Consider the following 15,834-nt stretch of genomic DNA (forward strand, 5'->3'; position numbering starts at 1 on the left):
TCCCCTTAGGTCGAAACTATTGCCATTACTTAACAGATTCAAGTACTTTTGTAATTTATGGAAGATATAAAACATATTAGTAGCATACAGAATGCCTTGATCAAGAAAATAGTTCATTTAAAAGAAAAGTCAAGAGATCGAAAAAAGACCGGACTTTTTGTTCTTGAAGGACAACGCGAACTGGATCTTGCTTTAAAAGGAGATTATCAAATAGAGAACATTCTTTTTTGCGAGCCACTTTTAGACCAAACGACTCTCGATTCGTTATCCGACATAGATACGTCAATTCTTATATCTGTAAGTACGGAGGTCTATAAAAAAATGGCCCATCGCGATTCTACGGAAGGTATTATTGCCTTGGCCAAAGCCCAAAACCACGATTTGTCTCAACTAAAACTAAAAAATGAAAATCCACTGATATTGGTGGCAGAGGCTCCCGAGAAACCGGGTAACATAGGAGCATTACTTAGGACTGCCGATGCAGCAAATTTAGATGCCGTTTTTATCGCCAACCCAAAAACAGACCTATACAATCCTAATATCATACGATCTAGCGTAGGGTGCGTGTTTTCAAGAAACATAGTTATGGCAGATACCAGTGCCATCATCTCTTTTTTTAAAGAGAACAATATAAAAATATACTGCGCTGCCTTATCGGCTTCACAACCATATACCGAAGTTGATTATACAGAACCTTCGGCCATCGTCGTAGGAACAGAACATAGCGGACTTAGTAACGAGTGGCTTTCCAACTCTTTTCAGAATATCATAATACCCATGGAAGGGCAGATAGACTCCATGAATGTTTCTGTCTCGGCGGCAATACTTATATTTGAAGCCAAAAGACAACGAAGAAAATTCTGACAACAAATTTTAGAATTTACCGTTTATTTCAAAAACCTATATGGATCATACATTTGTTTTTTATTGCATTATAGGGATACTAATAGGTGAATTTTTATTAACGAGCTTTTTAAATTATCTCAACGCCCAAAGGTTTAAAGACCCCGTGCCCGAAGACGTACGGGATGTATACAATGCTGAAGAATACGAAAAATCACAGGCTTACAAGTATACCAATTATAGATTCGGAATACTGACCTCTACTTTTTCATTGGTTCTAATCTTGACCTTTCTCTTATTCGGCGGGTTCGCATGGGTCGATAACATAGCAAACCAAATCACTACGGCCCCAATACCAAAGGCCCTCATATTTTTTGGCATAATACTTATAGGGAGCGATCTATTAAGCACCCCTTTCTCGTACTATCAAACTTTTGTGATAGAAGAAAAGTTCGGTTTCAACAAAACTACCTTGAAAACCTTTATCTCCGATAAATTGAAAGGATGGTTAATAATCATCATCGTTGGTGGTTTAATTCTATCTATGGTAATATGGTTTTTTCAATGGGCCGGTACTGACTTCTGGATCTATACTTGGCTCTTAGTGGCCGTATTTACCATTTTCATGAACTTGTTCTATAGCAAACTAATAGTGCCCCTATTCAACAAACAAGAACCATTGCAAAACGGTAGTCTCAAAGAAAAAATAGAATCGTACGCCAACAAGGTTGGTTTTGAACTCAACAATATATTCGTTATCAACGGTTCTAAACGATCAACTAAGGCAAATGCATATTTTTCGGGTTTTGGCAAAGAAAAAAGGGTTACCCTTTACGATACCTTGATCAATGATCTGGAAGAAGATGAAATTTTGGCAGTTTTGGCCCATGAAATCGGACATTACAAAAAAAAACACATTATTTTCAATTTAACCACTTCCATTTTATTGACGGGTCTTATGCTCTTTATCCTGTCCATTTTTATAAACAACCCGAACCTATCACTGGCCATAGGCGTGGCCCGGCCTAGTTTCCACGCCGCACTGATAAGTTTTGGTATTCTTTACAGTCCTATCTCCGAAATTACGGGTCTGTTAATGAACTATTTATCCAGAAAATTTGAATATGAAGCCGATAATTTTGCCAAAAATACTTTTTCGGAGACCCCTCTGATATCCTCTTTAAAAAAATTATCAAAGAACAGTTTAAGCAACCTTACCCCTCACCCTGCATATGTTTTTATGCATTACTCACATCCGCCCCTGGTTAAAAGAATACAGAATTTAAAGGCATAATTTTTGTTGTCTAGCAGTTAAGATTGTACTATTTTTAATCTAGTATGTTACAGACTGCCATAGAAAAAGAAAACAAACTTATTGCCAAGCAATACAAAGAGTTGCTTAGGATCAGCTACCAAACGTTGACAGAAGACGATAAGAAGCTGATAAGAAGCGCTTTTGAGGTTGCTGTAGATGCACATAAGAATCAACGAAGAAAATCGGGCGAAGCCTATATTTTTCACCCCATTGCCGTTGCCAAGATCGTAGCGTCGGAAATAGGGCTGGATGCCGTTTCCATTGCTTCGGCATTATTACATGATGTTGTAGAAGATACGGAGTATACTTTGGACGATATAGACCGTATGTTCGGCGAAACCGTAGCACGTATCGTAGACGGGCTCACCAAAATTTCGCACCTGAAGAAAGATATGAACATATCTCAACAGGCAGAGAACTTCAGAAAAATGTTGCTAACCCTTAACGACGATGTTAGGGTAATCATCATCAAAATTGCGGACCGTTACCACAATATGCTCACCATGGACTCGATGCCAGAGCATAAGCAAGTTAAAATATCATCTGAAACTCTTTACATTTACGCGCCACTGGCCCATAGAATAGGCCTTTACAATATTAAAACAGAATTAGAGGACCTAAGTTTAAAATATACCGAGCCAGAAGTCTATAACGATATAAAAAGTAAAATTGAGGAAAGTAAAGAAGAGCAGCAAGCTTATATCGATGCCTTTTCGGATGTAATAGACAATTCTTTAAAAAAAGAGGGGCTCCATTATACCATTAAGGGCCGCATGAAATCTATCTTTTCCATGCGGAGAAAAATGAAGGTGCAAAATGTTGGCTTTGATGAGATATACGATAAGTTCGCCATCCGTATTATATATAAATCCGATGCCAAGAACGAAAAGTTCCTGGCCTGGAAAATATATTCTATAGTCACAGATCACTTTACCCCTAACCCCGTAAGGCTACGGGATTGGATCTCATCTCCTAAATCCACGGGTTACGAAGCACTTCATATCACCGTAATGGGCCCAAAGGGCAAGTGGGTCGAAGTGCAGATTAGGAGTGAACGCATGCATGAAATTGCGGAAAAAGGTTATGCGGCTCATTTTAAATATAAGCACGGAGACCAAAAAGAACAAGGTATCGAGGTATGGCTCAACAAATTACAAGAGGCTCTGGAGAACTCGAACACGAACGCCGTAGATTTTGTTGAGGAATTTAAATTAAACCTCTATTCAAAAGAGATTTTCGTCTTTACACCTAAGGGAGAATTAAAATCGCTGCCCAAAGGCGCTACTCCCTTGGATTTTTCCTTCAATATACATACAGAGGTAGGCATGAGAACAAGAGGTGCCAGGGTCAATGGAAAGCTGGTTCCCTTAAATACTACCTTACATAGCGGAGATCAAGTAGAGATTATTACTTCTGAACAAGCCAAACCAAATCAAAACTGGTTGGACTATGCAACAACCGCAAGGGCCCGTGCCAAGATCAAATCAGTTTTAAGGGAAGAGAAAAAATCCGTAGCGGAAGACGGCAAAGAAATATTAAGGAGAAAATTAAAATCGCAGAAGATCAACCTGAACGAGGATTCCATCAACAAGATGGTGAGCTACTTCAAGTTAAAAACCAGTTTGGATCTTTTCTATCGAGTGGGCATTGGGTCTATAGACAACCAAATGATAAAAGATTTTGCCTCTTCTTACAACAATGCGTTTATAAGCTTTTTCAAAAACAGGATTAGAAGAAACCCAGTTTCGGAAGACATCAATAAAGAAGAGATTACCTCTAAATACGACCTTTTGGTCTTTGGTAAAGAAGAGGAAAAATTGGATTACAGATTATCTCAATGTTGCAATCCCATACCTGGAGATGAAGTTTTCGGATTTGTCAGTGTTTCCGAAGGCATTAAAGTACATAAGAAGAACTGCCCCAATGCAATTTCGTTGCAATCTAACTACGCCTATCGCATTATTAGTGCAAAATGGGTAGATTCTACCCAAGAGGAATTTAAGGCCGATATTGAGTTGACCGGTATCGACAATCTTGGACTGGTAAGTAATATAACGGAAATTATATCCAACAACATGCACGTTAACATGAGAAACCTAAACTTTAGTACCGATGGGGGAACTTTCACCGGTAGAATTACGGTGGTGGTCAAGAATAAAGGTATTTTAAAGAGGTTGATCGACAATCTGAAACAAATAAACGGCATTGACAAAGTCACAAGACTTTAGAATAGGAATTAAAATTTAACTGTACCTTTGTGCCTTAATATAGTTGTATATGGCTCCCAATAAAAATCAGGAAATCGTAAAAAACGTCTTTACTACTTTTTTGGAAGAAAACGGACATAGAAAGACACCTGAGCGTTATGCTATACTTCAAGAAATTTATGATAGTGACGATCACTTCGACATAGAGTCTCTCTACATAAAAATGAAGAACAAAAACTACCGCGTAAGTAGAGCAACTTTATACAACACCATAGAATTACTTTTGGACTGTAAATTGGTACGAAAACATCAATTCGGCAAAAACCAGGCTCAATACGAAAAATCATATTTCGACCGTCAGCACGACCATGTTATTCTTACGGATACAGGAGAAGTAATGGAGTTTTGCGACCCAAGAATACAATCCATCAAAAAAACCATAGAAGAAGTGTTCGATATAAAAATAAACACACACTCTCTGTACTTTTATGGCGTAAAAAATAAGAAAGAAAACACAAGTAACTAATAAAGCAAGCATATTTAAATGGCAGTAGATTTATTATTGGGCCTACAATGGGGCGACGAAGGAAAAGGAAAAATCGTTGATGCCCTTACAAAGAATTATGATATTATAGCACGTTTCCAAGGTGGTCCAAATGCCGGCCATACATTGGAATTTGATGGGATAAAACATGTACTACATACCATCCCCTCCGGTATTTTTCATAAAAAAGCCATCAATGTAGTAGGTAACGGTGTGGTTATCGACCCCGTTATCTTTAGAAAAGAATTAGATGCATTGAAGAAATTTGACCTCGACATCAAATCCATCCTATTAATATCACGAAAAGCACATTTGATCTTGCCCACCCACCGCTTGTTGGATGCCGCTTCGGAAGCCTCAAAAGGAAAAGCGAAAATAGGTTCTACCCTAAAAGGAATAGGACCTACCTATATGGACAAGACCGGAAGAAATGGTATGAGAATAGGTGATTTAGAGCTAAACGATTGGAAAGAGAAATACAGAAATTTGGCCAATAAGCACGAAGCTATGATAAGCTTTTATGATGTGGACATACAATATGACCTAGCAGAACTAGAGGCCGATTTCTTTGAAGCTGTCGAGGAACTCAAAAAACTTACTTTTATAGACAGTGAAGAATACCTGTACCAAGCACAGAAATCAGGTAAAAAAATATTGGCAGAAGGAGCCCAAGGCTCATTATTGGATATTGATTTTGGAACCTACCCTTTTGTAACCTCATCCAACACCACTGCAGCAGGTGCCTGTACAGGTTTAGGGGTTGCACCAAACCAAATCGGTGAGGTAAAAGGTATTTTTAAAGCTTATACCACACGTGTCGGTAGCGGTCCTTTCCCCACAGAATTATTTGATGAAGACGGTGCCACCATGGGGCGTGTAGGTAACGAGTTTGGAGCTACCACAGGAAGACCAAGAAGATGTGGATGGTTAGACTTAGTGGCTTTAAAGTACGCCGTAAGGGTTAATGGCGTTACCGAATTAATGATGATGAAAGGTGATGTGCTAAGCGGATTTAAAAAATTAAAAGTTTGTACCGCATATAATTATAAAGGTCAAAAAATAGAACATCTTCCCTTTAATATTGAAGCGGACAATGTAACTCCCATATATACCGAAATGGATGGATGGGAAGAAGATTTGACCCAAATGGACAAATTTGACCAATTACCCACCGGTATGGTCAAATACATAGAGTTTATAGAGAAAGAGCTTGAAGTTCCCATTAAAATAGTTTCTGTCGGACCAGACCGAACACAGACTATTTACAGGTAACAAAACCAACCTCTCAAATTATTTCAAGGATAGGGGTACCGACAAAAGTCGGTACCCCTATCCTTTTTTTTTATTAAATTACAGAACCAAACCAATAACCAATACAACCCACCATGAGATATCTTAAGTTTCTCCTTCTTGTTCTGCTTATAAATCAATCTTGCAAAACCGATAAAAAAGTAGAAAAAGACACGACCGCCCCACAAGAAACCTCTAGCAACGATGAATGGATAATTCTATTCGACGGCACAAGTACAAAAGGTTGGCGCGCCTATAACGGCGATGAGCTACCACCCGGCTGGGTCGCCAAAAACGGCGAACTTACTTTTGACACAGAATTGGGCCTTGAACAAAATTACACCGGAGGAAAAGACATTATTTACGGCGCAGAAGAATTCGAGAATTTTGAACTTTATTTGGAATGGAAACTTCCAAAAGGGGGAAATAGTGGAATTTTCTACCACTTAAAAGAGGGGTATGGCGGACCGCCGGAAGTAGCCCCTGAATACCAATTGATCGACGACGAAAATTACGCAAGTATCCACGACCTTACCGCCTACAATAAAAGTTTGGGCTATACGGAAAACCCCGAAGAACTAAAACCTTTACAACAAACGGCCTCTGATTATGCTATGCATGCAGCCGATGCCAGTAAAAAAATTCTACATCCGGTGGGGGAATGGAACTCTACCAAAATTGTATTTACCCCCGAAAAAGTAGAGCATTGGCTAAACGGGCAAATGGTCTTATCATTTGTACCATGGTCAGAAGATTGGTACGAAAGAAAAAATTCTGACAAATGGAAAAACAGTGAAGACTACGGTAAATTCAAATCGGGCTACATAGGCTTTCAAGACCACTCCAGCCCCATCTGGTTTCGAAATATTAAAATCAAAAAACTATAATTCATAATTCATGAAAAAAAGAGAATTCTTAAAAAAATCGGCTTTATTGGCATCCTCTACGGCTATTATGCCATCTGTACTATTATCCTGTAAAGACGAAAAGAAAGTAACGGCTGTACCCCAAAAACGCCTTCGTACGGCACACATAGGTGTAGGCAATATGGGAGGTGAAGATTTGAGAGACATCTCTTCGCATGCAAAAGTAGATGTAACGGCATTATGTGATGTAGACGCCAACAATTTGGCAGCAGCAAAAAAATTACACCCCAACGCAAAAACATATACGGATTATAGGGTTATGCTTAAAGAAATCGGAGATGAAATTGATGCCGTAATCGTATCAACACCAGACCATACGCATGCTCCGGCTTCTATGATGGCCATGAACATGAGCAAACCCGTCTATTGCCAAAAACCATTAACACACTATGTTTCTGAGGCCAGAGCCATGAAAAAATTGGCCGAAGAAAAGGGCTTGGTTACACAAATGGGCATTCAGGTACATTCTTTTTACGATTACAAACTAGCCACCTTATTAATACAATCGGGTATAATAGGTAAAGTACATACGGTACATGCATGGTCTCCTAAAAATTGGGGTTATGACGGGCCTGTTCCCGAAGGTGAAGACCCCGTACCGGAAACTCTGGATTGGAACCTATGGTTGGGTACCTCAGCGGAAAGACCATATAAAGAAGGAGTCTACCATCCCGGCAACTGGAGAAAATTGGTAGACTACGGTTGCGGTACTTTAGGGGATATGGGCGTACACATTTTCGACACCCCATACAACGCTTTAAACCTGGATGTTCCCCGAACGATCAAAAATGAATGCAGGGAACCCAACGGATTTGGATTTCCGGAGAAAAACATTGTAACCTATGAATTTCCGGGTACAGAACACACTGCCGAAACATTAAAATGGATATGGTACGATGGTCCTGGAGCACCAGAAATGCACGAAGACCTAAAACTTCCGAACACAGCCGACAACACATCTGATAAAGACTCCTCAAAAAATAAAGAGAACGAATCCGTCGAGGATAAAATTTCTTTGGACGCAAAAATTGCGGGACAAGGAGAATTACCTGAACAAGGAGCTATGTTCGTTGGAGAAAAAGGAAGGTTATTGTTACCTCACTTTATGCAATTACCACAAAAAATAGTAGACGGCCAATATGTGGATATATCTACAGAAATTGCTGAGGTAGAGAAAGCGAACAACATGGGAAAACCTATTAGGGACTATGCTTCGGAAGGCCCTAAACATTATCACCAATTTGTGGACGCCTGCTTGGGCGAAGGTGAAACCAGTGCTCCCTTCTCATATGCATCAAGACTGACAGAAACGATACTTTTAGGAGTCATTGCAGGTAGGTTTCCAAATAAAACCCTTCATTGGGACAGTGCCAATGCCAAATTTCTAGAAGAAGAGGCGAATGTATTCTTAGAGGGCAATTATAGGGACTTTTAAAAAATATCCCCGTTTTATCATAAAAAAGCCACCTTTTGGTGGCTTTTTTATGATTATATTTAAGTACCAATACCTCTTCAACCATGAATACCAAAAAATCAAACTTCTATTTTTTGCTATCAGTTTCATTTCTTTTTTTGTTTCTCGCCTGTGCCGAAAAAAAAGACCCCTTGGTAAAGATCAAACCTAACAGCCGTATTGTTCTAATCGGCAACAACCTTGGGTCAAGAATGCAGAATTATGGTCTTTTTGAAACCGAAATGCATTTAAGGTTTCCTGAAGATTCCCTAAGGATCAGAAATATGTGCGATGGCGGCAATACCCCTGGGTTTAGACCGCACTCGGCACGTAATTCTCCTTGGGCATTTTCGGGAGCAGAAAAATTTCAGACCGAACTTGCACAGCCCTCGGGCAGTGAAGGCTTTTTTCCTTCTCCCGACAAATGGTTGACACAATTAAAGGCGGATATCATCATTGCCTTCTTTGGTTTCAACGAATCTTTTGAAGGAATACACGGTTTAGAAAATTTTAAAAATGAACTAAACGCCTTTATCCTGCATACCAAAAATCAAAGATACAATGGTTTGGAAAGCCCTAACCTAGTAGTAGTCTCCCCTATTGCATTTGAAGACCTTTCCGATAAAACGGACCTGCCCAACGGTTTAGAGGAAAACAAGAACTTAAAACTATATACCGAAGGCATGAAAAAGGTCTGCAAGGCCAACAATATTCCCTTTATAGATGTTTTTACACCAAGTTTAAGCTGGTTTGAAGACGATACCGATTATACCATAGATGGCTCTCAATTAAACAAAGCAGGTTATGAAAAATTGGCCACGTACATAGCTGACCACTTAAGTGGAAACACACCCATAAAGCAATCTAAGAAAAGAGATGTCGTAAACAAAATGGTAAACGATAAGAACTTTTTTTGGCATTATGATTATAAATTTCCGAACGGGGTGCATGCGTATGGCCGAAGATATGACCCATACGGCCCTGACAACTACCCTTATGAAATTAAAAAAGTTAAGGAATTGACCGCAATTAGGGATACGGCCATCTGGTCTATCTTACAAGGTGACGACTACGACATTTCAAATGCGGACTCGAGAACCACAAGCCTACCAGAAGTAGCAACCAATTATAATTTAGCGGATGAAGGTGAAATTATGTCCTATAAATATGGAAAAGAAGCGGAACAAACCTTAACGGTACCCCAAGGATACAAAGTGGAGCTCTTTGCCTCTGAAAAAGAATTTCCCGATTTGGCAAATCCTGCTCAAATATCTTTTGACAATAAAGGCAGGCTATGGGTGGCTACCCTCCCCTCTTACCCTCATTATAGACCCGGCGATACAAAACCCAATGACAAGCTGATTATTTTAGAAGACACTGATAAAGACGGCAAGGCGGACAAACAAACTGTATTCGCAGATAGCCTGCATCTTCCCATAGGTTTTGAGTTTGCCCCTGAAGGTGTTTACCTAAGCCAAGGAACCAACCTTAAACTTTTGACCGATACCGATGGTGATGATAGGGCAGATAAAATAGAGATTATTTTAAGTGGTTTTGACGACCATGACACCCACCATGCCATTTCTGCTTTTTGCGCAGATCCCTCGGGTGCTTTTTACATGTCCGAAGGTATTTTTCTCCATACGAACGTAGAAACATCCTATGGGCCGGTAAGAGCGACCAATGGCGGTTTTTACAGGTACAACCCTCAGCGCAAAAAACTGGACAGAACAGTACAAGTAAGCATCCCCAACCCTTGGGGCATTGCATTCGACGAATGGGGGCAAGACTTTTTTCTTCATACTTCCGGACCAACAGTGAACTGGATGATGCCTAGCACCCTTAAACCCATTTACGGTATTGCCTCGCCCCTTACCGGAGATTTAATAGAAGAGGCTCACCGCGTAAGGCCCACTTCTGGATTAGAATTTATTTCCAGTAGACATTTTCCGGAAGAAGTGCAGGGAGACATGCTTCTGGCGAACTCGATAGGCTTCTTAGGTATTAAACAACATCAAGTATCAGAAGAAGGAACAGGCTATACCACCAAGCACAGACAAGATTTAATAAGTAGTACGGATAAGAACTTTAGACCTGTAGAAATGGAATTTGCGCCAGATGGATCCCTCTATCTAGTAGATTGGCACAATATACTTATCGGCCATATGCAACATAATGCCAGAGATCCTTTGCGCGATCATGCACATGGTCGTATTTACAGGATCACCTACCCCTCTAGACCTCTGGTCACTCCTGCTAAAATAGATGGTGCCTCCATTGATGAATTACTGGACAACCTTACACTCCCTGAATACAGAACACGATATAGAACCCGAAGAGAACTAAGAGGCAGAAATCCTGATGAAGTACTTGAGAAACTAAAAATATGGGTAGACAATCTAGATAAACAAGACCCAAAATACGAACATCACAGGTTAGAAGCCTTATGGGTTACCTGGGGATTGAACCAAGTAGACCAAAACCTTCTTGAAGCCCTATTGCAATCGGAAGACCATAGGGTAAGGGCTGCTTCGGTAAGGGTTTTACGGTACATGGCCCACCAATTGAACAATTCTTTAGAGCTACTAAAAACTGCTGCCGGAGATTTGCATGGGCGTGTTCGCCTTGAGGCCATCACAGCCGCCTCGTGGCTACCAAAAGAAGAAGGTTTGGCCATATTGGAAGTAGCTAAACAACATCCTTTGGATAAATGGATGAAAGATTCTTTCAGCTTTGCCGAGACCAGACTTACAGGTAATTTTTTAAATAAGGACAATGAGGAAGCTATCGTATCACACCTAAAGGGAGACGACTTGGAAATTTATAAAAAAGGCAAAAAAATATATGAAACAGAAGGATACTGTATTACCTGCCACCAAGAAAGCGGAACGGGCTTGCAACAGGCCGGTTACCCTACCCTTGTAAACCAACAATGGGTTGTCGGAGATGAAGAAAGACTGATAAAACTTGTTCTTCACGGGCTATATGGCCCTATGGATGTCATGGGCAACCATTACGAAGGGCAAGTCCCCATGATGGCCTTTAAGGGATTGCTAAACGATGATGAAATTGCCGCCGTACTTACCTATGTCAGAAACTCATTTGGTAATAAGGCATCGGTCGTAGACCCTACCAAGGTGAAAGAAGTAAGATCTGCAACAAAAGAAAGGAAAGATTTCTATACCCCTAGTGACCTATTGAAAGAACATCCTATGAAATAACACCATAAAATACCCTAAAATGAAATCGTTCCACATAAAAAGCCATTTGCCATATTTACTAATATTCTGCATCGCAATATCCTCATGTGGAGAAAAAGAAAAAAAAGAAAGTAAAGACACCCTTGGCGAGAGCGCAAAACAGCCACATATTGTTTTTGTGACCGGTGACGAAGAATACAGGTCAGAAGAATCTATGCCTATGCTCGCAAGTTTGGCAAAAAGAGAATTACATGCCAGGGTTACCGTGTGCTATGCCCTGGACAGTTTAGGTTTTATAGACCCGAACAGAACAGATCATATTTCCGATTTAAATGCATTGGAATCGGCAGACCTCATGGTGCTTTTTACCCGGTTCAGAAACCTGCCTAAAGAAGAACTCAAGTATATTACAGACTATGTCGAATCTGGAAAACCTATTGTTGGGTTCAGAACAGCCACCCATGCTTTTATGTACAAAAATGATACTGCTTTGGCAAAAACATACAACAACGAATGGCCTACCAAAGTATTTGGACAACAATGGATAACCCATCACGGCCATTTTGACGACGGCAAAATACCGGTGACCAAAATATCCGCCATAGACCCCAACAATGTAATTTTAAGAGGATTTTCTCCCTTTAAGGCCTATTCTTGGTTATACCATGTAGATGGTGGTGATTGGAAATTGTACGGGGACTCCACCCCTTTTCTGCAAGGCCGTTCGTTAAAATCTCAACATGAAATCGACAAAAACCTAGATAAATTTCCTTTGACAAACCCAGTTGCATGGACAAAGAGCTATACCGGCAAAAGCGGCAAAAAAGCAAGGGTTTTCTTTACAACACTTGGACATCCGTACGACTTTAAAATACCCGAAGTGCGAAAAATAGCCTTAAACGGTATTTTTTGGGCCTTGAAAAAAGAAAATAATATACCTGAAGACGGGGTCAATATAACATTGGACACGCCCTATGAACCAAACAATTCGGGTTTTGGGAAACTGTATAAATTGAACCAAAAACCACACCCCGTTCGCTAAGGTTTGCTAAAAGAATGCTAATCATATCATCACCTGATTTAAAATATCCTATTTTTGAAAAAAAAATAAACCTTGCATCGTACAGTTTTAGGAGCTATACTTCTTCTTTTTACTATATCTGTTTTCTGTCAAGAAAAACCTGAAGAGCCTAAACAAATAAACATTGTTTACGGGGCTAACTTTACCAAAAACGAAACCGAATATCCAGGAGCATCCATCTTTAGCAAAGATGAAAAACAAGTTCAGTTCGAACATCAGGGTGCCGACCTATGGTGCGATGTTGCCATTTACTTCCAAAAAGAAAACAGGTTGGAGGCCATTGGCAATGTGCTTTTAAAGCAAGGGGACTCTATAGAAATGACCGCCAAGAAAATTAATTATCAGGGCGACATTAAACTGGCAAAAGCTTGGGGAGACGTAGTGCTTACCAACGCCGATATGACTCTAAAAACGGATACCTTGCGTTTTGACAGAATAAAACAAGAAGCCTATTACCAAGACTACGGTACGGTCATAGATTCCGCCAACACCCTTACCAGTAAGATAGGAAGGTATTTTATGGAACTAAAAAAATACCAGTTTTTAGATAGCGTACATATCCAAAATCCTGAATACATATTGGATTCGGAGCAGTTAGATTACTACACCACCTCAAAAAACGCCTATATGTACGGGCCATCTACCATTGTAGGGGAAACGTATAAAATATACTGCGAAAGAGGTTTTTACGATACAAAGGTAGAAAGTGGCTACGGTATAAAGAACACAAAAATTAATTACAACAACCGCATCGTAGAAGGTGATAGTGTTTATTTTAACAAAGCACGTGAATTTGCCTCCGCCACCAATAACATTACCGTTACCGACACCATTAACAATGGAATTATACGCGCCCACTATGCAGAAGTACATAAAGCCAAAGACTCCGTTTTTGCGACAAAGAGAGCGGTTTCCATCTTGGTACAAGAAAAAGAGCAAGATTCTCTTTACGTGCATGGAGATACGCTAATGATTACCGGCAAGCCCGACGAGCGTATTACAAGGGCCTTTAGAAATGCCAAATTCTTCAAAAAAGACTTAAGCGGAAAATGCGACTCCATTCATTCCGAAGAAAAAACAGGCATTACACAATTGATAAAAAACCCGATTATTTGGAACGGAGCAAATCAGATGACAGGTGATAGTATTCACCTCATCACCGATCTTAAAACAGAAAAATTGGATTCTCTAAAAGTATTGCAAAATGCCTTTATCATCTCTTTGGACAGTATAGGAAAAAAGGGATACAACCAGGCCAAAGGTATTAATCTTTATGGGAAATTTATCGAGAACGAACTAAAGATCATAGACCTTGTTCAGAACACCGAAGTCGTTTATTATATGTACAACGATGACAATGAGCTAATAGGTATAGACAAGACCGTCTGTAGTGCCATAAGAATCACCATGGAAAACAATGATGTGGAAGACCTTACGTTTTTCACAAATCCGGATGGTACCATTTACCCAGAAAAAGAATTACCTGAAAACAGCCGAATCTTAAAAGGATTTGTATGGCGGGGAGACGAACGTATTCTCACCAAGGACGATATTTTCGACGATGACGACAACAACCTAGTGCTTCCGGTAATACGTGGAATAGACAACCCGATAGATATCGATGCCGAAGAGGCTGAACGGAGTCAAAACGAAAACGACCCTGTAAACAATATACCCAATAACAAGGCCACGGATCCTAGATCTAAAAAATCTACGAACTAAACACCAAGAATTTCGTGAAGGATGATTTCTTAAAATACCAGGCCCAGACATCACTATATCCATTGGGAATGGAAGTATCACATGCCAAGGGCAGTTATATATACGACACCAATGGAGAGGCCCATTTAGATTTTGTTGCCGGTGTTTCTGCCTGTAGCTTGGGGCATTGCCACCCAAAGGTAGTAGACGCCATAAAAGAACAGGCCGAAAAATATATGCATGTGATGGTCTATGGGGAGTACGCCCAATCACCTGCCACCCAATATGTAAAACTTTTGGCCCAAAATCTGCCCAAAGGGCTCGATGTAACCTATTTGGTAAATTCTGGCACCGAAGCCATGGAAGGTGCCATAAAATTGGCCCGGCGTTATACCGGGCGATCTAGAATCGTGGCGGCAAAAAATGCCTATCACGGTAATACTATGGGAAGTCTAAGCCTGATGGATTTTGAAGAGCGAAAAGGAGCATTTAGGCCTTTGATACCCGATGTACATCACATCAACTTCAACTCTTTTGAAGATTTGGAAATGATTACCGACAAAACCGCTTGCGTAGTATTAGAAACAATTCAAGGTGGTGCTGGGTTCATAGTACCAAAAAAAGACTATTTAAAAAAGGTCAGTGAGCGTTGCAGGCAAGTAGGTGCGCTGTTGATATTGGATGAGATTCAACCTGGCTTTGGTAGAACAGGCAAATTATTCGCCTTTGAACATTTTAACTGTACTCCAGATATTCTGGTCATCGGAAAGGGCATGGCTTCCGGAATGCCGGTTGGAGCTTTCACCTCTAGCAAAAATATTATGCAGACCCTCAGCCAAAACCCTAAAATGGGACACATTACTACATTTGGAGGCAATCCGGTCATTGCCGCAGCAAGTTTGGCAACGCTAAATGTTTTACTACATTCCTCGATTATAGAAGACACCCGTAAAAAAGAAGCTCTATTCAGAAAAAAACTTGTTCACCCTAAAATAAAAGAGATCCGTGGTAAGGGGCTAATGCTGGCATTAATAATGGAAACCCCCGACATTGCAAATAATCTGATCTTAAAAGCAAAAGATGAAAACCTAATTCTATTTTGGCTTTTGTTCGAGCAAAGAGCGGTTAGAATATCGCCACCACTGACTATTTCCAAGGAGGAAATAACTGCAGGGTGTGATATTATATTGCGCCTTTTAGATAGGGTGTAACAATATTTTGTTAACTAATTTGTTAATAATATAGCGTTGAAGTCTACCTTTGACCCCTGACAA

Annotated in this window: 11 protein-coding genes; all 11 read left to right on the forward strand. The window is 40.1% G+C overall.

The window, feature by feature from the left end; translation table 11 throughout:
- The first annotated feature begins 57 nt into the window (after nucleotides 1–57).
- The 11 genes from AB657_RS07160 to AB657_RS07210 all read left to right on the forward strand — a co-directional run bounded on the left by AB657_RS07160 (nucleotide 58) and on the right by AB657_RS07210 (nucleotide 15,771).
- The gene (locus tag AB657_RS07160; RefSeq protein ID WP_047245869.1) at nucleotides 58–864 is read left to right on the forward strand and encodes a TrmH family RNA methyltransferase; all 807 of its coding nucleotides are present in this window, start codon (nucleotides 58–60) and stop codon (nucleotides 862–864) included.
- 40 nt (nucleotides 865–904) lie between these two features.
- Nucleotides 905–2,137 carry a M48 family metallopeptidase gene (locus AB657_RS07165; protein ID WP_047245870.1) on the forward strand — a complete coding sequence of 411 codons (1,233 nt, stop codon included), beginning with the start codon at nucleotides 905–907 and terminating at the stop codon, nucleotides 2,135–2,137.
- Nucleotides 2,138–2,181: 44 nt separating this feature from the next.
- The gene (locus AB657_RS07170; protein WP_047245871.1) at nucleotides 2,182–4,386 is read left to right on the forward strand and encodes a RelA/SpoT family protein; all 2,205 of its coding nucleotides are present in this window, start codon (nucleotides 2,182–2,184) and stop codon (nucleotides 4,384–4,386) included.
- A gap of 49 nt (nucleotides 4,387–4,435) precedes the next feature.
- The gene (locus AB657_RS07175) at nucleotides 4,436–4,891 is read left to right on the forward strand and encodes a Fur family transcriptional regulator (RefSeq protein ID WP_047245872.1); all 456 of its coding nucleotides are present in this window, start codon (nucleotides 4,436–4,438) and stop codon (nucleotides 4,889–4,891) included.
- 18 nt (nucleotides 4,892–4,909) lie between these two features.
- Nucleotides 4,910–6,181 (forward strand): adenylosuccinate synthase, encoded by a 1,272-nt coding sequence (locus AB657_RS07180; protein ID WP_047245873.1) that lies wholly within the window; start codon nucleotides 4,910–4,912, stop codon nucleotides 6,179–6,181.
- A gap of 113 nt (nucleotides 6,182–6,294) precedes the next feature.
- Complete coding sequence (locus AB657_RS07185) at nucleotides 6,295–7,086, forward strand: 3-keto-disaccharide hydrolase (protein WP_047245874.1); 792 nt, start codon at nucleotides 6,295–6,297, stop codon at nucleotides 7,084–7,086.
- A gap of 10 nt (nucleotides 7,087–7,096) precedes the next feature.
- On the forward strand, nucleotides 7,097–8,560 hold the full coding sequence (locus AB657_RS07190) for a Gfo/Idh/MocA family protein (RefSeq protein ID WP_047245875.1): 1,464 nt from the start codon (nucleotides 7,097–7,099) through the stop codon (nucleotides 8,558–8,560).
- An 83-nt stretch (nucleotides 8,561–8,643) separates the two neighbouring features.
- On the forward strand, nucleotides 8,644–11,799 hold the full coding sequence (locus tag AB657_RS07195; RefSeq protein WP_047245876.1) for a PVC-type heme-binding CxxCH protein: 3,156 nt from the start codon (nucleotides 8,644–8,646) through the stop codon (nucleotides 11,797–11,799).
- A gap of 19 nt (nucleotides 11,800–11,818) precedes the next feature.
- Nucleotides 11,819–12,820 (forward strand): ThuA domain-containing protein, encoded by a 1,002-nt coding sequence (locus AB657_RS07200; RefSeq protein WP_052958654.1) that lies wholly within the window; start codon nucleotides 11,819–11,821, stop codon nucleotides 12,818–12,820.
- Nucleotides 12,821–12,892: 72 nt separating this feature from the next.
- On the forward strand, nucleotides 12,893–14,581 hold the full coding sequence (locus AB657_RS07205) for an OstA-like protein (protein ID WP_084696395.1): 1,689 nt from the start codon (nucleotides 12,893–12,895) through the stop codon (nucleotides 14,579–14,581).
- A gap of 14 nt (nucleotides 14,582–14,595) precedes the next feature.
- Entirely contained in the window at nucleotides 14,596–15,771 is a 1,176-nt protein-coding gene (locus tag AB657_RS07210) for an aspartate aminotransferase family protein (RefSeq protein WP_047245877.1), read from the forward strand.
- The last annotated feature ends 63 nt before the right edge of the window (nucleotides 15,772–15,834 follow it).

It is taken from the genome of Maribacter thermophilus, assembly GCF_001020565.1.
GTDB lineage: Bacteria > Bacteroidota > Bacteroidia > Flavobacteriales > Flavobacteriaceae > Maribacter > Maribacter thermophilus.